The following is a 19,095-nucleotide window of genomic DNA, read 5'->3' on the forward strand; positions in this document are numbered from 1 at the left end:
GAAGAGTAAATGACGTTTACATTCTTTGCAACATTCTTGTTTCGAAAAGTTCAGGCTCTGTGTTATCTTGAAGGGCGTTATTCTGAGAAACAGAGCTTTGGCGGATAAATGAGTTTACAGAAATATGCTAACAGGGTTGTAGTTCTTGATACTGAAACCACTGGCCTGAACCCGCGTTCGGGGGATCGCATCATCGAAATCGGCTGCGTCGAAATCGTCAATCGCCGCCTGACCGGAAACAACTTCCACAGCTACTTCAACCCCGAGCGCGATTCAGAAGAGGGCGCACTGGCGGTGCACGGACTGACCACCGAATTCCTCAGCGACAAGCCAAAGTTCGCCGAGATCGCCGACGAACTGCGTGACTATGTGCGCGATGCGGAGATCATCATCCACAACGCGCCGTTCGACCTTGCCTTCCTCGACGCGGAATTCGAGCGCCTCGGCTTCCCGAGTTTCGCCGAACACGTCGAGTTGGTGACGGACACGCTCGTGCAGGCCAAGGAAATGCACCCCGGCAAGCGCAACTCCCTGGACGCACTGTGCGACCGCTACGGCATTTCGAATGCGCACCGCACCTTGCACGGCGCCTTGCTGGACGCCGAGTTGCTAGCGGAAGTCTACCTGGCCATGACCCGCGGCCAGAACAGCCTGACCATCGACCTGGCCGAACCGGAAACGGCGGCAACGAGCGAGGAAATCGCGCTGGGAGCGCCCGTGGCCGAGATCCTCGTCCTGCAGGCCACGGCGGAGGAACTGGCCGAGCACGAAGCCCTGCTGGACCGGCTTGACAAGGATATCAAGGGCACCTGTGCCTGGCGCGCTCAGCCTGTTATGCCTGCAAATTGATTCTTCGCAGCGTTTGTGCGATAATGCCGAGCTTCCCGGGACAGTTAGCTCAGGGGTAGAGCACCGCCTTCACACGGCGGGGGTCACTGGTTCGATCCCAGTACTGTCCACCACAGAATTCCCAGTCAATTCATTGGTTTAGCATAGTCTTACTGCATCCCAATGTCCCTCAAATTCTGCCAGTTACGCAATTCTTACGGAGTTGCACATGGCAGCAATCACAAAACGCAAGTCAGGGTATCAAGCTGAGATCCGGCGCAAGGGTTTTCCTACAGTCTCGAAGGTCTTTGGCAGCCGCAGGGATGCAGAAGCATGGTCACGTCGTATCGAATCGGAGATGGATCAACGTTGTTTTGTTGACCGAACCGAGGCAGAGAAAACAACTCTTGGTGATGTGCTTTGTCGATACAAGTGCGAAATAACACCCAAGAAGAAGTCAGCAGACAGTGAGGCTCTTCGCATTAGCAAATTTCTTCGAGATGAGAAAATTTGCGCCTACAAAGTATCAGCTCTTAATGGAAAGCTGCTTGCAGACTGGCGGGATAGGCGGCTATTGGAGGTCTCAGGTAGCTCGGTGAATAGGGAATTGAATCTGATAAGTCACGCGTTGAATATCGCCCGAAAAGAATGGGGGATTCACGTTGATAATCCCGTCTCTTTTATTCAGCGACCTAAACATAACAAACCACGTGAGAGGCGGCTCTCCGCGCAAGAAAAAGACGTATTGCTTCTGGAACTAAAGCTTTCCTGTAGACGCCCCAATGGAACGTTTAAGGCTGGGGGTAGCCATAACCCGTGGGTATTGCCAGTAGTGTTATTTGCCCTAGAGACCGCCATGCGAATGGGAGAAATACTGTCCCTCCGGTGGGTTGATATTGATCTTTCAAAACGGGTCGCAATTCTCCATGACACAAAGAATGGTGAAAGGAGAGCCGTTCCGCTCTCTACAAGCGCCATCGAAGGGTTGAGCGGCTTGCCAAGGTCTATCGATGGTCGAGTATTTCCAATCACCCGTGAGGCCCTTAAACGGGCCTTTTCACGTGCTTGTGAAAGGGCAGGGGTGCAAGACCTCCATTTTCACGACCTGAGACACGAGGCAACTAGTTCACTCTTCGAAAAAGGCCTGAATATGATGGAAGTCGCGGCGATCACAGGTCATAAGACTTTTCAGATGCTTAAGCGGTACACCCATCTAAAGGCCGAAGATCTGGCGGTAAAACTTGGATAAATGCCGAACTTTGTTGACTTTCTGAGGTGGTTGTGTTACAATAATCATAAGGGATCGAAAATTAACCTGAAAAGGCGATCCCTTCCCTTCGGAAGTTCCCAACCTGCTGTATCTCCATTCAAAGGCTAATTCAGCCTTTCCAAAACTATCAGGCTTTGTTTCGTGAGACCTATCGGGTCCTCGACGCCTTTTTCTTTTCAAATGTGTTTTCTATGTCCTTTTTTGCACAGGCAAGGGCAAATTATTTTCAACTCGTGAAAGGAGCAACGTGATCAAAGAGAAGTTGGTCAATTCAATTGAAGTAGACGAAAAATCCGGATGCTGGAACTGGGCCAAATACAAGAACAAAGACGGCTACGGCGGAGTCTGGTACCAGGGGAAAATGAGGCGAGCACCGCGAGTCGCATTTGAAGCCTTCTTAACACCAATCCCGGATGGGAAGCTGGTGCTCCATAAGTGCGATAACCCCGCGTGTATCAATCCAGATCATCTTTTCCTCGGTACTCACCGAGATAATGCCGAGGATCGAAACCGAAAGCAGCGGCAGACACAGGGAGAGCGTCACCCTAATGCCAAACTAAGCGCCGAACAAGTTAGGCAGTATAAGTCTTTACGCGAGGCAGCGCGTTATTTCTTAGGCCCTCATGAAGGCTCAAAATTGGCCCGCTCAGTATCGGGAATATCTAAGTCAACTGCGGATCACATTGACTGCGGCAGGCGTTGGAAGAGTGTAGGCGCGTCAACTGCGAATGATCTTGGAGCGCAGAAATGAGTGCGTTTTCATTACAGGAGCAAGAGAGACTTTTAGGAGCACAGTTAAAGGCAGAGGCGCTTGATAATTGGCGGCCACTCAACCTTCAATACAAGCTGGACGCGCAGTCGATCTCAGGTACCTTGCGCAAGCTATATGCGGAATTTTCCATAGTAAGGAAGGGGAAACATAGCAAGCGGAATCGGCGACACCTAAAAATCGTAATAGCTGATGTAGTTCGATCATATCAGGAAGACCCCGAACAATATCTGGCGGTGAGCTTGAATTCAAATGACTACAAAGCAAACGGTAGGTATAACACCCTTCGGGTTTCTTACAGACGCTTAAGAAGCACTATTGAGTTATTACATGATGCTGAGCTAATCGAACTCCACACCGGATATTTTGATCGTAGTTCAGGAAAGAGTGCTTGGACTCGTGTGAGAGCTACACCCAAACTGATCGCCATGTTAAATCCAGTAAGGAGGCGAATCCCACTGGCGTGTTCACCGGACCATTACGAGCCGATAGTTCTCCGAGAAGGCAAGCCGAAAGATGCAGAACTCCGGAATGAGGCACGCGGCAGGTTAGTTGAGTATGACGATACAGCCGATACCGTTCGAATGCGGGACGTGGTACGAAATTATGTTTCATTGCTCCATGAACATCACATCGAAAACCCTGCTGACGAACGGGATTGGGAAGATAAGCCCCTTATTTGGCGGAAATTCTGTAACAGTTCATGGGAGTCTGGTGGGCGATTTTATGGCGGTAACTGGCAGAACTGCAAGCGCGATCTTCGACCACATATTTTAATAGACGGTGAGCGGACCATTGAACTGGATTACGTCGCCCTGCATGCATGTCTTGCTTATGCTAGGAAAGGGATTGGGTGGTGGGAGAACGTTAGCGACCGTCATCTGATTGCGCAAGACCCATATGGAACCAATTGGCGACCGTTGACGGAAAAACAGTGGCGTTATTTTTACAAAAAAGCACTGAACGTTGCACTTGCCGCAACTTCAGAAAGAAGTTCTCTGCAGGCACTTTACAATCTGTGGCGGAATGATGAATTGTCTGGTGCGGGAAGAATGCCCTTGGAATTCAAGCAAAAGGGGTTATTAGGTATAGAAATGCGGCGGTATCTTGGCGAGCAAGGGCCTCATGTGCGAATCGTGGATTTGTTTTTTCAAGGAATTGGGCTGAATTTACAGTACTGGGATTCCCAAGTCGCCGAGGCGATTTTTCTGGAGTTTGTCGCGAGGGGAAAACCTGTTCTTGGCATCCACGACTCGTTTATTGTGAAAGAATCAGATCAAGAATTACTTCAAGAAGTCATGTCAACTACCTACCAAAGGGTCATTGGATTCAAGCCTAAATTCACTTCTAAATAATCTACGTTAGAAAAAGAAAGGAGAGGAGGGGGGATCTTCCCCTCCCTTCCATAACTAATGACGTTTTTGCTAGTTTAAATTCCCTATGTAGGTCGCAAGGGAGTATGTGAAAAATTCCAAAAAAAACAGGTATTTGTAAGTACTATAGGGGTCTGAATTGGTACGGACTTCCTCTGGTGAATGTGTCATTGAAATGGCGGGAAGGTACTAACAAGGATTGCTAATGTCTCGTTCAAAATCTGGAAAAATCGTAGCAAACCGAGTTATGCCAATTTACATTCCTGAGGTTTTTCCCTCCCCCCTTGTCGATTCGTATAGAAGATACCTGATCTAGCCTAGAAAGGCTTAGTGGAGGTACGTAATGAAGGTACCCTTAGAAATTTCATTTCCACGAGTCGATATCCTTAAGCTTCAATCGTGCTTCGTTTACCGAATGTCTATGGTTAGACTCGCAGTCCTGAAAGATTGAATTCAACATATTCAGCTCTTCTTTGGCGTCTCTAAGTTCACGTGTTGTACCAATACCTAATCGCAGCTTATTTGCCGCAACAACTGCTTGTTCACGGGCGTCTCGAATCATGGTATCGGGCACCGCGCACGGATTAGGTTCGGTGGCGATTGCAGTCCAATATCCGAAGGGATTTAGGGCTTCTTTGATCATGTTTGAGCTCATATATCCAATGAGAAGAGCAACAACGACAACTGGAGAATAGCGTAGGGCGAATTCGAATGGCCGACGTTCCTTAAATGAGCGTTCTGTAAAGCCCCAATCCATAATTTGCTGTCGATGCTTTCGCGCTACAAATGTCGCACCGCTATACCAGATCAGTAGGGCAAACAGGGGGCCATGTTCGGTACCTCTAATACTTGGGATTGTTGCGAGATACACTGGCACGAACAAGAAAACAACGACTGTGACGGTCACGGTAATTAAAGCTTTGAGGGCGCACCACCACTGCCGAAGAACAGCAATAGTTCGATATTGCAACGAGGACTCAATGGGCGCAGATGGTGGGGCGATATCAAGCTTCGGGTCAGACGAAGGATGTGAGACATCTGTCCAATTTGGCGCAGGGAATTTGTCTCGACAGCCTGAATTTTTTTCTAAAAGTTTGCCGCAGTCCCGGCAATAGATTGGCGATGTCGTTTCATAGGTTTTCCCGCATCCAGTACAAACAATCATTTTGTTCCCCCTTTCGCGGTCGGTTCGATGTGCAAACTCCATCAGTGAATATTATACGTAACGGTTACGTATAAGCTGTAGTCGTATAGTCTGCAAATCAACATGATTGGGTGTTATGAAACCCAATCGGAGATACCTCGACGCAAGAACGCTCTTTTCGCTCAATATGCAGCGTCTGCGTAAGGAGCAACGAGTCTCGCAGGAGAAACTAGCAGAGCTTGCGGGTCTCCATCGTACCTATATCAGTTCCGTTGAACGTCAAGGGCGAAATATCACTATCGACAATATGGAGCAGATTGCTTTGGCTTTGCATGTTCCAATTCACGAACTCTTGATGCCCATTTCAGGTGAGATTGAGCAATGATTAGAGCAGCATGTCAGAGGGAAAGGAAATTGGCGCGAGTACGCAAATGATACGGAATTGACTGCGTATCTAAGGTATACTTTTACTCGGATTACATCCCTTTTATATGCGCGTAGCGGGCCTTAGATTGTAGGTGGCTGAGATTCACACGGCGGGGGTCACTGGTTCGATCCCAGTACTGTCCACCACGAATTCATTCAAAGAAGTAAAAATAAAGATAAGCGCTGAAAGGCCCGCGAGTAGCGGGCCTTTTCATTTTGTGTGCTCAAGATGAACCAGCGAAGTCCAGTGGTGCAGGGGCGGTCGTCTGATGGTGCGGGGCGCCCCTGACCGTGGAGGCGCCCCAATATCGCTTAACGCCGCGGCGAAAACTTCTCCGCCAACTGCTGCAGCTTTTCAACGCGGCGCCGCTCGGCGCGCGCTTCTTCTTCCTTAGCCTTTTTCTCTGCTTCCTGCGCTTTCTTCTGCTCCATCTGCTTCTTGAAGCGTTCACGCAGGGTGTCGGACGCGTGCTTCCGATGCGTTTCGTCGACCGCGCCTGCGGCGGATCCGTCCAGGTTGAAGCGGGCCTCCGCCTTTTCCATGGTCTTCAGATAGCGCAATGAGTTTGTCTGGATGCTCAGGGCGATGCGCAGGAGCTTCTTGTCGATGCCGGGGACCTGGGCATGGATCTGCTTGTCAATGCCGATGGCGAGCGGCTTGAATTCGCCGAGGACCGGAAACTGTTCCTGCAACTGCTTCAGGAGGGCGCGGGCGGCCGGGATCGGGCTGGTAGAGGGTTGTGGCGTATTCATTGACAGCGAACGGTTGGCAAATAATGTCGAACGGGAGGATACCACGAAGGCCGCCCTCGGGCAGAGACGGGCACCGCGCTCATCGCGTTTCGCTTACCTCGCCGAATTTGTCGAAGCGCTTGCTGTAGAGCACGTCCAGGCCGCCGATGCTGCCGCCGCGCACCACGACTGACCAGTGGCGTGACAGCTCATAGGTCAGTTTCAGCACGCCGGCGGCTCCGGCCAGGCTCTGCTCATAGCCGATGAACAGGCGGCTCGAGATTTCCTTGCCGAGGCTGACCACTTGCTGCGTACCCAGGCCGAATTCGCTGCTGCCGAAGCTGAGCTGGTCGAGGCCGATACCTTTCGCGATGCGCGCACCGCCAAACTTGTTCACCAGGCCCAGCGCGGCATCCTTGGCTGCCGCCTGCGCCTGGCCCGGGCCGGCATCCGTGGAGCCGCCGCTGCGGCCGAAGACGAGCCAGTTCAGTTTTTCCTGTTCCGGCATGTCCGGTTCGGAAACCAGTTGCACGCGCGGCTGGCGCGCCGTGCCGGTCACATGCACGCCGGCGGCGACGTCCTGCTCGTGCCGCATGGCTTCGATATTGATGTTCGGATTGGCGAACGGTCCCTGGAAATTGATGACGCCGCGCTCGATCGCCAGCTTGGTGCCGAATGCTTCGTAAGTCCCGCTGACGATGCGCACCGTGCCGAAGGCTTGCGGCGCTTCGCCTGGCGCGCTTTCAACGGTAAGACTTCCCGCCAGCAGCAGGGCGGCGCCCGATCCTTCGAAGCGGAAGTCGTTGCCAAGGTCGAGCACGACGCTGATGGTCGGAGAGAACGGGCCGGCCGCTTTCTCGCTGGCGGGTACCGCCTGCGATTTGTTGACAGGTCCGGCAACGCGCTGCGTGCCGCGGATCACGACTACATCGTCATCCAGCACAGGCGCGCTCTTTTCCGGCAGCTGGAAGCGCGCATGGTCGACCGTGAACTTGCCGCCGACCTCCAGCTCGCGATTGATGTTCGCCATGGTGGCCTGCCCGGAAACGGTCATTTGACCGGACGGTTTGGCGAGCAGCTGCAGCTTGTCGGCCACGATCGTGGCGTTCAGGTCCGGATTGTCCTGGTCGAGCGGAATGCGGCCGGTGGCGCGTACGGTGCCATCGCCGCCGTGGAGCACGAGCTCGCGGATGTCGACGACGTTGTTGTCGAGCCGGATCTGCGCGCTGCCGTCATGCAGGCGCACACCCTGGTCGTAGAGCGTCAGTGCGAGATTCTGGCCGGTGAGGTCGCCGGAAAGCAGCGGTTCGGACAAGCTTCCATCGGCATTCAGTTGAAGTTCGACGCTGCCGCCGAGTGCGATACGCGGCCCGGCCAGCGATGCAATGCTCTGCAGGCGCGGGATCGACGCGGTGATGCGGCCGGATAGTGCGGAGTCGGGTGTTGGCATCATTCGCCCGTTCACCGGCTGCAGGCCGATACGGCCGCTGCCACTGGCGTTGCCGATGCGGCTGGCGGCGGCCTGCATCGTGAGGTCAACCGCGTTGCCGCGCAGGTCGCCGCGCAGCTGCAGCGCCGTCAGGCCGAGCGCGCTTTCGCGCGGGCCACCGAGGATGCGCACGTCGCCGCTGCGCCGCGCAACCTCGAAGAAACCGGTCGCGCTTTCCGCGAGCGAGAACTTCCATTGGCCGTCAAGGACAAGGTCGGTCTTGACCGGTGGCGCGGCGCCGGTGATTTCGCGCCGCAGTTCAAGCAGGTGGGCGATGTCGAGCGCGCTAAATGCGCCTTCTGAGCTGATCTGCGCGCCCTCGATGCGCAGGGAGGTGAGCCGGATGTGCGCCTGTTCGAGCGTGAAGTCCGCTGCGCCGAGAGCGATGCGGCCCGGGCCTGCGCTCACATCCAGCGGTCCGGCCATGCTCAGGTGCGGAAAACCGCGATTCTCGAGCGTGCGCAATTTCCCGTCCCACGCGTAGCCTTGCGGCTGTTCCTGCAGGCGGCCTTGCGCCGAAACGCTCAACTGCACGGGTCGGCCGCGCATCTGTCCGTTCGTGTCGAGCCTGATGCTGTGGCTCGCATAGCTGCCGTTGATGGCGGCGGCAAGGCTGGCGAGACGGATGTCGGGTGCCTGTGCATCATGCGCGTCCAGCGACAGCGTGATACCGGCGTCCGGATTCCTGCCCGGTACGCCGTTGGTGTGGATCTGCCCGGACAGTTGCGCGACGCGGTAGGGATCGAATGCCAGCTGGCTGGCCCGGTAACTGGCGTCGACGACCGGGCGGTCGAGGCTTCCGCCGAGCTCTCCGTCCGCCTGCAGCAGGCCGGACAGGCCATAGCCGAGCCGTGCCAGTGCCGGCGCATCGATGGCGAATTTCAGGCGCTCGCCGGGGTTGCCGAAGCTGCCCTTGAGCTGCAGCGTGTTGCCCGCGACGGCAAGCTGCATGTCGCTCGCGGCGATGCGTTTCCCCGCAAGGTGCAGATTGCCGCCGCCGGTCATCGGCAGGCCGGCATAGCTGCTGTCGCGGATGTCGAAACGCATCTGCGCCTCCAGGACGGGTTGCAGCGCGCCTTGCGCATCGAAATCCATGTTGATGTCAGCGTCGGGAATCTTGCTCTTTGTCTTCTTGCCGTTCATCGCTTGCGCCATGAACAGCGCGGGGTTGAAATTAGTGAGGCTGCCGTGAGCGGCATAGACACGTTGTCCCGCGCGTTCAAGCGTGCCGTCGAGATCCAGCAGGGCATTTCCCGCCTGCAGGCGCGCCTTGGTCAAGGCAAATTGCTGCGCGGTGATCTGCGCATCGCCGCTGATCGCCAGGGACGAACTGGAGAGCGCCAGTGTGATGTGCTGCGAGCCCTTGGCGAGATCGAGGTTCAGCGGGCCGTCCAATGCAGAGGGCCGCAGTTTGCTGTAGATGGCATGCAGGTCGAGGCCGGATGCCTGCAGCTTGAAACTGCCGGTGCCTGCACGACGCCATTCGCCGCCGCCTTCCAGCCTGGCGTCGCCCGGCAGGCGTATCAGGAGCCCGTGCAGCTGCTGGCGCTGCGCGTCGAGCAGCACCTCCGCCTGTGCGGAAACGACGGGCAACAGGCCTTTGTCGATGGCGCCGGGCATTCCGTTGCGCATTGTCACGGGGCCCGTGAGTGCAAGTTGCGATGTATCCGTGCCGGATGGCGTGAGCCTTGCGTCGATGTCGAGTTCGGCCTGTGGGGCAGCGCTGCTGAAGAGCTTCGGATTCAGTTTCTTCACGCTGACCTGCGCCTGCCGCAGAGGTACCGTTTCGAACGGCCTTGCCTCGATTTGTGCGTCGCCGGAGAGCCTGTCGCCGGCGGCCTGCACCTGCACGCCAAGGGCTTGCAGCGAGCCGGACAGGCGAGCATCGAGGCGATAGTGTTCGTCCTGCCAGGCACCATCGAGCGATGCCATGCCGCTGGTGTCAAATGGAGGAAGGCCGGCGAGGCGCAGGGATGCCTTGGCGGTGCCGAGCGGCGTGCCCGCATGCTCCAGCACGATGGTGTGGTGGACGCGGTCCGAGCTGGCGTGCAGGCGGATATCGCCGATGGCTGTCGTGCTGCCATCGCGATGGATGAGCAGTTTCTGCAGCGATGCATCGCGCAGGTCGATCGCCATCGGCAAGGTGAGCCTGCTCGGCGGGGACGGCGGCTTGGGCGGTGTCGGAAGCAGCGTGAGGTCGAGTTGGCCGATGCGCAGGCTGGCGATGGTTAGTGCCAGCGGCGAGCGCGACCAGTTCCATGTTGCCGTCACGCTGTCGACTTTCACCTGGCGGGATGCATCGCGATACTGGAGCTGGCGCAGCCTGAGACCGTCGGCCAGCGTTCCGCCCGCCAGCTCGCCGGACAGTTTTCCAGCCATCACGCGTGTCGCGACTTGCCACAGTGCGCGCGCTCCCCATTTGGTCTGCCATGCGCTGAATGCAAGTGCAGCGCATAGCGCGATCAGCACCAGCAGTGTCAGCGCAATGCCGATGAGCCAGCGGCGCAGCCGCCCGGTGGCAGGCGGCGGTTCGCGGCGATCACTGGTGGAAGAGGTGCCGGACATAGACTAGAACACGATGCCAAGAGAAAGGTGGGGGCGCAGCTTGCCGCCCTGGAAGCCGTAAGCAAGGTCGCCGTTGATCGGGCCGATCGGGCTGCGGTAGCGCGCGCCGACGCCGACCGCATGGAAGAATTTTTTTCCGCTCCAGCGGTCGGTCGCGGTGCCGACATCGTAAAAGACCGCGCCGCCCCATTTTTCGTTGAGCCAGTGCTGGTACTCGGCGCCGCCGGTGGCGAGATAGCGCGTCGGATAGACCGTGCCATTGCTCTCATTGCCGATGCTCTGGTATGCGTAGCCGCGCACGGAGTCGGTGCCACCGGCGCGAAACAGCAGCGACGCGGGGATGGCGGCATTGCCGCCCTTCGTGACCACTGCACCCAGTTCGCCGCGCAGGATGACGATGTCGCGCCGCCCGACAGGATTGTATTGCCGCAGCTGGCTGTAGGCGCGGAAGAATGTCTGGTCGGTGAGCAGGCCTTGCACGGCGACGCCGGCCTCCAGCGATGCGATGTAGCCGCGGCGCGGGAAGCGTGGATTGTTGATCTGGCGTCGTGTGAGGGCGAGGCCAGTGACGAGCGCGCGATGCGTGCCGGGGAGCACCACCGTGTCCGGCGGCAGTGCCGCCCCGCTCAGTTGCTGCAACTGGTCGCTGTAGTATTCGAGCGTGTAGGCGAAGTCGCGCTTCTCGGTATTGCGCGTGCGGCGCGCGCCGATGCGTCGGCTACGCAGGTCCACGCCCGCGAGTGTGGTGCGTTCGATGGAGGCATGGGTACTGTTGACGTAGGCAGTACCGTCCGGCGGCATGGCGAGGTCCAGCGCACCGAACTGGCGGCGCTGCTCCACGCGCGCCTGCGCATCGAGCACCCAGGCGCGCCCGAACATGTTGTAGTGCGAATACCGGCCGTCGAGATGCGCGCCGGTATCGGTCGCGTAGCCGACGCCGGTGCGCACGCGCTGCGTCGGGAATTCAGTGACCCGCACATTCACCGGCGTGTCTTTCGCCTGTGCGGGATTCTTGTCGATATCGACCACCGCGTTGCTGAAGTAGGGCGTCTGTTGTATCGCCCGTTGCAGGTCCAGCAGGCGGTCGGCGCTGTACTCATCGCCGGCGTGCAGCGGATTGACGTTGCGGATTATGCTCGCCGGATAGCGCTCGTTGCCGCTGATGTTGAGCTCGCCGAGGGTGAACAGCGGACCGCTGTCATAGTTGATCGCAAGGTCGGCCTGCTGCAGGTCAGGGTAGATGCGCGCGTCGGAATCGGCGATGCGCGCGGCGGGATAGCGGAGACGCTGCAGGATCTGCAGTCCGGACTGCTTGGCGGCGGCCCAGTCTTCCTGCCTGAACGGCTCGCCCGGCTTGAGCTGCCAGTTGCGATGCACGCGTTCGGCCTGCGCTGGGTTGTGCTCGCGGGCGGTACCGCTCACTTTCACGTCGACATTCGCCACCACCGTGCGCGCGCCCGGGTCGACGGTCAGGTGCACGACGGGCGGCGCGGCATTCCGGTCGATCTTTGCCGTGGTCTGCGGCAGGAAATAGCCTTCGGTCGAGGCCAGACGGGTGACCTGCGCGGCGACGGTGTCCAGCATGAAGTCCAACTGATCCTCGTTGATGTCCTCGCGATCCTGGTAGCGGACAAGATCGAGATGCTCCTTAAGCAAGTCCTTCAAGGAAGCGGGGGCGTCGAGTTCGACCCGATAGGCGGCAATGGCCGCCCGGCCGGGAAGCATGAGCGACAGGCAGGCGAGCAGCGGAAGGGCAAGGCGCAAGCAGAGTGGACGGAATCCTCGGGAATGGGGATGCCGGAATGTTTTCAATTGTTATGTCCCTTCTGGCAAGTGTTCCGCAAGATGCAACAGGGATCGGGCAGGATTCAATTTAAGCAAAAATTGCCCGGCCCCATTCTGAGCGTGATCAGGAATGCGTGCAAGCATTCAGGGCGGCGGGGCCAGAGCGGAAACCTGCCAGAAGTAAAAACGCACCGGGTCGGCATGAAGAACGGCATGGCCATGTGCGTCCACGATGCGCGCGCGCAGGCGATGCGGCCCGCGGCCGAGTTTCGTCAGCACAAATCCCTTGCCATCCCGATAGTGCACGCGCTGGCCGTCCAGGAAGACCTCGATGCGTTCATCGGGAGAATTTTTTACAGGAGGAGAGGCAAGGAGTTGCACGTCCAGGTCGCCGTCCCCGTCGAACACGGTCATTTCATCGAACGGATACAGGATTTCGAGTTGTGCTTCATTCCTGGCCTGGACATGTGCCCCGCTTGCCAGGTTGCTGCCCAGGGTAGAGAGGGGAAAGCCGAGGAGGACGAGAGCGAAGAGCACGCACGCCTTGGCATGGTCAGGGCGCGCGGCAGGTACATGGCAAGGACGCATGGCGGCTCCACTTGAACTCCATTCACGATGCCAAGCGAGCAGAATTCATGCCCGGAGGCGCTACGGTCTTCTCCGGGCGCGTGCGCGCGACAGACGCCCTCTGTCGCACTGACAGGCGGAAGTGCCGGCAGGACATCAATGCCCATGTTGTCATACGGGGCACTCTGCAATCTGTGCCTCAGGGGCGATTTCCGTCCAGTACAATTTGAGTGTCAGAAATACTCACCAATAAATGTGTCCGCAACCGCCGTGCCGGCCACGTTGACCAGGAATCATGGACAAGAAGCCAAATCCGAATCCCGATTGGGACCCGCGGTCCGAAGCCGTACTCAAGGACCAGATCGCAGCCTACGACGACATGCGGCACCGCTGTCCGGTGGCGCACAGCGAATACCTGAACTGGTCGCTGTTTCGCCATGAAGACGTGATGCGTGCGCTGCTCGATCATCAGACATTCAGCAGTGCCGTATCCAGCCATCCATCCGTTCCCAACGGCATGGATCCTCCCCAGCACACGCTGTACCGGCGCATCATCGAGCCCTACTTCAATGCGGAGCGGATGCGTGAATTCGAGCCGGCCTGCCGCGCCATCGCCGCACAGCTCGTGGACGGCCTGCCGGAGAGCGGCGAAACGGAGCTCATGTCCGCGCTTGCAGAGGATTATGCATTGCAGGTCCAGTCCGCCTACCTCGGCTGGCCGTCCGATCTGCATGAGCCGCTGCGGCGCTGGACGCGCAAGAACCATGAAGCGACGCTCGCGCGTGATCGCGAGGCGATGGAAGAGGTGGCCTTCGAGTTCGACGGCTATATCCGCGAACTGCTGGCGGTGCGCTGCACGGCAGGGGCAAGCGCACCCGCCGACCTGACGACCAGCCTTTTGCGCGAGCGCGTGGGCGAGCGCTTGCTGAACGACGAGGAAATCGTCAGCATCCTGCGCAACTGGACGGTTGGGGAACTGAGCACCATCTCGGCCAGCGTCGGCATCCTCGCGCATTACCTTGCCAGCCACCCGGCGCTGCAGCAGCAATTGCGCGAAGACACTTCGCTGCTGCCGGCGGCGATCGACGAAATCCTGCGCCTCCATGCGCCGCTGATATCGAACCGGCGCATCACTACGCAGCCGGTGGACATCGGCGGGCGCAAGCTCGATGCAGGGGAGCGCATCACGCTGTTGTGGGCATCAGCCAACCGCGATGAATCTGTCTTCGGCGATCCTGATGCATTCCGTCTCGACCGCGATCCATCGAAGAACCTGCTGTATGGCGCAGGCATCCACGTGTGCCCGGGTGCGCCCCTGGCTCGGCTTGAACTGCGCGTCCTTGTCGAGGAGTTCCTGTGTCGCGTGCGCCGCATCACCACGGTACCGGGCAAGGAACCGGTGAACGCGGTTTATCCCGCCGGTGGCTTTGCCTCGCTGCCGCTGTGGATCGATCGTGCCGGGGTGGAGTGCAACGCCGCAGCATCAGGCGGATGAAGTTTTCCATCGACCGCCTCTCGGTCCGTGGCGCCATGGTTCTTCTCATGGTGCTGCTCAGCCTGCCCATGATCGGGCTGATCGCCTGGTCGGTCGAGAAGAGGCACGAGCAGGCGATTGCCCGGTCGGCCTTCCAGCTGAGCAGGTACACGGCAACCGAGGCGGTCGCTTTCGAGCGAACGCTCAACGAATCGCGCGAAGTCCTGCAAAAGCTGGCGCAAAGGCCCGACATCCGCGCACTCGACCCGAAGCGCTGCTCGCCGGTTCTGGGTGAAATCAAGGAACTGTTCCCCCGCTACGCCAATGTCGTGGCCATGAACGCACAAGGTGTTGTCGTCTGCTCCGCGACACCGATCAGCAGCGCGCGGCCGGTCTCGCTCCATGTACAGGAATGGTTTGCGGAGCTGAGCAAGTCCGGCGGATTTTCGATCAGTGCGCCGCATCGCGGTCCGCTCACCGGCAAATGGGTGCTGGGCCTGAACCAGCCGATCCGCGACGACGCGGGCCGGATCATTGGTTTCATCGGCTACAGCCTTGACCTCAGTTACCAGCCCTTGCTGCCGCGCTGGCTGGCCTTGCCGGAGGGACTGGCCTTGACGATGACCGACCAGCATGGAAGGGTGGTTATCGATAGCCGAAACGACGCCGGAATACTGGGAAAACAGTTCTCCGACACCCTGGCCCTGCGGATGACATCCGATGATGCGAAAGCTGGTGCGCGCGTAATCGGAACCGGGGAGGATCAACGACTCGTCGCGGTCAGTCAGCTCGGCAACACCGGGTTCCGCATGTACGGCATACGTCCGCTCCGCTATGTCACGCAGGACGAACAGCGCAATGCGTACCGTCAGTTGACGATCGTGACCACGCTGGCCGGCCTCAGCATCATGCTGGCCCTGGTCATTGGACGCAGGTTCTCACTCCAGATCGAGAACATGGCCTGGGCGGTCGGCCTCGTCGCGAAGGGCGACCTGTCGCGCCGGATCCCGGCGGCGGGGCCGACCGAACTGGTCGAGCTCGCGCACGGATTCAACCAGATGCTGGACGTACGGCTCCAGGCCGAAGCGCGTTATCACAGCCTGTTCGAGACATCGTCGGACGGTATCCTGGTGATGGATACCCGCTCCAGGATCATCCTCGCCAATTCGCGCGCGCACCAGATATTCGGCTATGCGCCGGGCGAGCTGGTTGGCCAGGACCTGGGCATCCTGATCCCGGAACGCAGCCGTTTGCTCCACGCGCAGCATGTCGAGCAGTACGTCGTATATCCGGTCAACCGGCACGCCGGGAGCAGCAGCCAGGCACGCCGCAAGAACGGCGAGCTGTTCAAATGCGAAATCAATCTCACCTACCTAGATGGGCCCGACGGCACGATCATTTCCGCTCATGTCCATGACTTGAGCCAGGTTGAAAGTGCGTCGCGGCGCTACCTCACCGCCATCGATACCACGATCGACGGTTATGCCGTGCTCAGCCCGGAAGGCAGATTCCTGGAGGCGAATTCCGCTCTGGCAAAGCTGACCGGCTACAAGGTGGAGGAGCTATGCAATATGGCCGTGGCGGATGTGGATGCGCTTTCGGCCAACGACCAGCCGGGATCGATGCACAGGCGCTTCGATGAAGATCGGCGCGGCCGTTTTGAAAGTGTGTGGCGCTCGAAGTCTGGCCTGCTGATCGACGTCGAACTGAGTTACAGCCACGGCGAGGGCGGCGCAATATTCTGTTTCGTACGCGACATCCGGCCGAAGCTCCAGGCGCAGATGGCGCTGGGCATGTCAGTAGCCCGCATCAGGAACCTTGAGCGCGCGATCAACGAGCATGCGATTGTGGTTATCGTCGACGAGGCGGAAAACATACGCTTCGTGAACGACAAGTACTGCGCCATCACACAGTATCCCCGCGAGGAACTGCTTGGGAGGAACTATCGCACCATCAGCCAGAACCAGTCTTCCCGACTCCCTGCCAGGCATGCCGCACCCACGCTGGCAGGTGGCCGGGTCCGCAAGGAGGCGGTCCGAATGATGGCCAGGGACGGTTCGTTCTATTGGGTGGAAAGCACGACGGTGCCGTTCAGGGATGCCAACGGCAGGCATACGGAATATTTCATCATCCAGACCGATATCACACGCCAGAAACAGATCGAGGCGGACCTGCTGCATTTGACGGAACAGCTGCGGCAACTGCTGGCACGCCATCGCGACGTGAAGGAAGAAGAGCGGGTCCGCATCGCTCGCGAGATTCACGACAATCTCGGTGGCTTGCTGCACAGCATACGATCGCATCTGTCGGTGGCGTTGAAAGAGGAGATCTCTCCTGATCTATCCAGGCATCAGCTGGTCGCCGAGGCGATGACGATGGCTGAACAGGCGCTGGAATCGGTACGCGACATCATCGTCGAACTGCGCCCCAGCGTGCTGGACCAGCTCGGCGTATGGGCAGCTATCGAATCGTACGCCGAACAGATCGCGGAACGCTCGCACCTGCGCTGCCAGGTCATGATCGATCCCTATCTCGACGAACGGACCCTGAACGATGAGGCGCGCATCGAGGCGTTCCGCATCGTGCAGGAACTGATGGTCAACGTAGTGCGGCATGCCGAGGCATCGATGATCGAGGTCGAGGCCATACGCATGAACGATCACGTTAGAATTACCGTCGCGGACGATGGCAAGGGCATCGATCCGGTGCAAATCTTTGGTGAACATTCCTGGGGAATCATGGGCATGTATGAACGGGCCCGCTATTGCGGCGGCGAATTGAAGCTCACGCGGAGCACGAACCGCGGAACCACGGCGGTGCTGACGCTTCCCCTGGAGGAGTCGCATGGCTGACAAGGCAATCCAGGTCCTGCTGGTCGATGACCACGCGATGGTGCGCAAGGGGCTGCAACTGATCCTGAATGCTACGGATGACATCCAGGTCGCAGCCTGCGCCGAATCGACCACCGACGCGCTCGCCAAACTGAAGGAGCAGGAATTCGATGTTGCCCTGATCGACATCGCGATGCCTGGAAAGAATGGCCTGGATCTGCTGCGCCTGATCCGCGAATCGCAACCCAAGCTTCCCGTCCTTGTGCTCAGCATGTACGACGAGGAGGTCTACGCAGTACGCGCGCTCAAGCTGGGGGCGGCCGGCTACCTCACCAAGAACAGCCAGGATTCGATCCTGATCGAGGCGATCCGCAAGGCGGCGGCGGGCGGAAAATACATCAGCGCAAAACTGGCCGAGAAGCTTGCGAGCCTGATCGGCGGGAATAGCGCCTTCCCGCACGAGACCTTGTCCGACCGCGAACTCGAAGTGCTGAAACTGATCGCCGCCGGCGAAAGTCTCGTCCGGATCGCCGCCATGCTGCATCTTAGTCCCAACACCGTCACCACCTACCGCGCCCGCATCATGGGCAAGCTGCAAGCCAAGTCCAACAGCGATCTCACACGCTATGCGATCGAGCACGGCTTGAGGCTGTAGTGGCCCGGCACGCAGAAATTGTTGTCCGCGAAAAGCGCTCGGCACGTCCAACGAAGACTACGAAAAATTTCCTTGATGTCGGTGCCTCGACGCGGCGCAGGGCGTGCGGGCGGCGACCTGTTCCTGGAGCCTGAGGCGCATCAGACGGTGCTTCCGGTGTGACTGTATTTCACAGTGCCTTTCATCTGTCTTGTGCCAGCAAGTCTGTCTGTAGTGGTTCCACTACGATCAAGTGTCTACGCAATCTTGACAATCACATCATTGTTTGTTGATGGCAATGATAGGACTTGGTTCGTTACATTTTTCATCTACGCCGGCCCCATGCATGCGCCTCCAATGATGTAAAAAAATCATGCGCGCACGGTAAGGAAATCGTTACAGATTTTGACATGGGCTGTCGCCGCAGATGAAAAAAGGGAGGCACGTTGACGAATCGTTTCAGGGCCGGCAGAGCGCTGCCCATCGGCTGTGCCCTGCTGGGGCCTGCCGGAGGCATTGCCGTTCTTGTGCAGGCGGGCTGGAGCTGGGTGAATGCGGTGCTTGCCGCAGCCCTGGTCGCAGCCGGGGCATTCCTCGCATGGCGCGCCGTCCTGGATGAGCGGATCCACCGCGACGCGCTGCAAGCCTATTTTTCCAGCCGCGACGCATTCGGCGCTTCGATTGCCCCGGTCTGGGCCGGCCAGATCGGCTCCTCCATGGCGCAGATGGAAAGCGCGGTGAGCGCGCTCACCGGGCGCTTCTCGGGCATTGTCGACCGGCTGGAGCAGACGGTGCGCGTCGCGAGCGGTGCGACCGATGCATCGATCAACAGCCACGACAACGGCCTCGTCGCGGTGTTTGCCAGCAGCGAAGCCGAGCTCGGTTCCGTGGTGTCTTCGTTGAAATCAGCCATGAGCAGCAAGGCCGCCATGCTGGACAAGGTGCGCTGCCTCGAACAGTTTGTCGACGAACTGAAGGCGATGGCGGACGACGTCAAGACCATCGCCGCGCAGACCAACCTGCTCGCGCTGAACGCCGCCATCGAAGCGGCGCGCGCAGGCGAGACAGGGCGCGGCTTTGCGGTGGTCGCCAAGGAAGTGCGGAACCTGTCGACGCTCTCGGGCGACACCGGCAAGCGCATCGCCGAAAAGGTCCAGGTCATCAGCGATGCCATCCTCGGCGCCTGCCAGGTCGCGCAGGAATCGATG

The 19,095-nt window shown here is 58.7% G+C and carries 14 protein-coding genes and 1 tRNA gene; 10 read left to right on the top strand and 5 right to left on the bottom strand.

From position 1 onward, the window contains the following. Positions 1–108 precede the first annotated feature (108 nt). The 5 genes from dnaQ to VJ698_RS03405 all read left to right on the top strand — a co-directional run bounded on the left by dnaQ (position 109) and on the right by VJ698_RS03405 (position 4,222). On the top strand, positions 109–849 hold the full coding sequence (dnaQ, locus tag VJ698_RS03385) for a DNA polymerase III subunit epsilon (protein WP_324101273.1): 741 nt from the start codon (positions 109–111) through the stop codon (positions 847–849). A 38-nt stretch (positions 850–887) separates the two neighbouring features. Further along, positions 888–962 (top strand) — tRNA-Val (locus tag VJ698_RS03390). 95 nt (positions 963–1,057) lie between these two features. Next, positions 1,058–2,077 (top strand): site-specific integrase, encoded by a 1,020-nt coding sequence (locus VJ698_RS03395; RefSeq protein ID WP_324101274.1) that lies wholly within the window; start codon positions 1,058–1,060, stop codon positions 2,075–2,077. A gap of 268 nt (positions 2,078–2,345) precedes the next feature. Next, positions 2,346–2,849 (top strand): HNH endonuclease signature motif containing protein, encoded by a 504-nt coding sequence (locus tag VJ698_RS03400; RefSeq protein WP_324101275.1) that lies wholly within the window; start codon positions 2,346–2,348, stop codon positions 2,847–2,849. Continuing rightward, a complete protein-coding gene (locus VJ698_RS03405; RefSeq protein ID WP_324101276.1) occupies positions 2,846–4,222 on the top strand; it encodes a hypothetical protein in 1,377 nt (458 codons plus the stop codon). The genes VJ698_RS03400 and VJ698_RS03405 overlap by 4 nt, the downstream gene beginning before the upstream one ends. A gap of 382 nt (positions 4,223–4,604) precedes the next feature. Here the strand turns inward: VJ698_RS03405 and VJ698_RS03410 are convergent, their stop codons facing one another. Further along, positions 4,605–5,405 carry a hypothetical protein gene (locus VJ698_RS03410; RefSeq protein WP_324101277.1) on the bottom strand — a complete coding sequence of 267 codons (801 nt, stop codon included), beginning with the start codon at positions 5,403–5,405 and terminating at the stop codon, positions 4,605–4,607. Between the two features lie 115 nt (positions 5,406–5,520). Here VJ698_RS03410 and VJ698_RS03415 point away from each other — a divergent pair, with 115 nt between their 5' ends. Further along, entirely contained in the window at positions 5,521–5,769 is a 249-nt protein-coding gene (locus tag VJ698_RS03415; RefSeq protein ID WP_324101278.1) for a helix-turn-helix transcriptional regulator, read from the top strand. 353 nt (positions 5,770–6,122) lie between these two features. Here the strand turns inward: VJ698_RS03415 and VJ698_RS03420 are convergent, their stop codons facing one another. From VJ698_RS03420 to VJ698_RS03435, 4 genes are all read right to left on the bottom strand, one after another. Next, complete coding sequence (locus tag VJ698_RS03420) at positions 6,123–6,563, bottom strand: ProQ/FinO family protein (RefSeq protein WP_324101279.1); 441 nt, start codon at positions 6,561–6,563, stop codon at positions 6,123–6,125. 79 nt (positions 6,564–6,642) lie between these two features. Continuing rightward, entirely contained in the window at positions 6,643–10,596 is a 3,954-nt protein-coding gene (locus tag VJ698_RS03425) for a translocation/assembly module TamB domain-containing protein (RefSeq protein ID WP_324101280.1), read from the bottom strand. Between the two features lie 3 nt (positions 10,597–10,599). Further along, a complete protein-coding gene (locus tag VJ698_RS03430; RefSeq protein WP_324101286.1) occupies positions 10,600–12,321 on the bottom strand; it encodes an autotransporter assembly complex family protein in 1,722 nt (573 codons plus the stop codon). A 204-nt stretch (positions 12,322–12,525) separates the two neighbouring features. Further along, positions 12,526–12,969, bottom strand: coding sequence for a hypothetical protein (locus VJ698_RS03435; protein ID WP_324101281.1), 444 nt, complete (start codon positions 12,967–12,969; stop codon positions 12,526–12,528). A 274-nt stretch (positions 12,970–13,243) separates the two neighbouring features. Between VJ698_RS03435 and VJ698_RS03440 the strand changes: the two genes are divergently transcribed. The 4 genes from VJ698_RS03440 to VJ698_RS24580 all read left to right on the top strand — a co-directional run. Then, the gene (locus tag VJ698_RS03440; RefSeq protein WP_324101282.1) at positions 13,244–14,443 is read left to right on the top strand and encodes a cytochrome P450; all 1,200 of its coding nucleotides are present in this window, start codon (positions 13,244–13,246) and stop codon (positions 14,441–14,443) included. Beyond that, on the top strand, positions 14,440–17,274 hold the full coding sequence (locus VJ698_RS03445; protein WP_324101283.1) for a PAS domain S-box protein: 2,835 nt from the start codon (positions 14,440–14,442) through the stop codon (positions 17,272–17,274). Before VJ698_RS03440 ends, VJ698_RS03445 begins: the two co-directional genes overlap by 4 nt. After that, a complete protein-coding gene (locus VJ698_RS03450) occupies positions 17,267–17,908 on the top strand; it encodes a response regulator transcription factor (RefSeq protein ID WP_324101284.1) in 642 nt (213 codons plus the stop codon). The genes VJ698_RS03445 and VJ698_RS03450 overlap by 8 nt, the downstream gene beginning before the upstream one ends. A 908-nt stretch (positions 17,909–18,816) precedes the next feature. Then, a partial coding sequence (locus VJ698_RS24580; protein ID WP_414691097.1) for a methyl-accepting chemotaxis protein occupies positions 18,817–19,095 on the top strand: 279 nt, incomplete at its 3' end.

This window comes from Noviherbaspirillum sp., from assembly GCF_035254685.1.
In the GTDB taxonomy this organism is placed as follows: Bacteria; Pseudomonadota; Gammaproteobacteria; order Burkholderiales; family Burkholderiaceae_D; genus Noviherbaspirillum.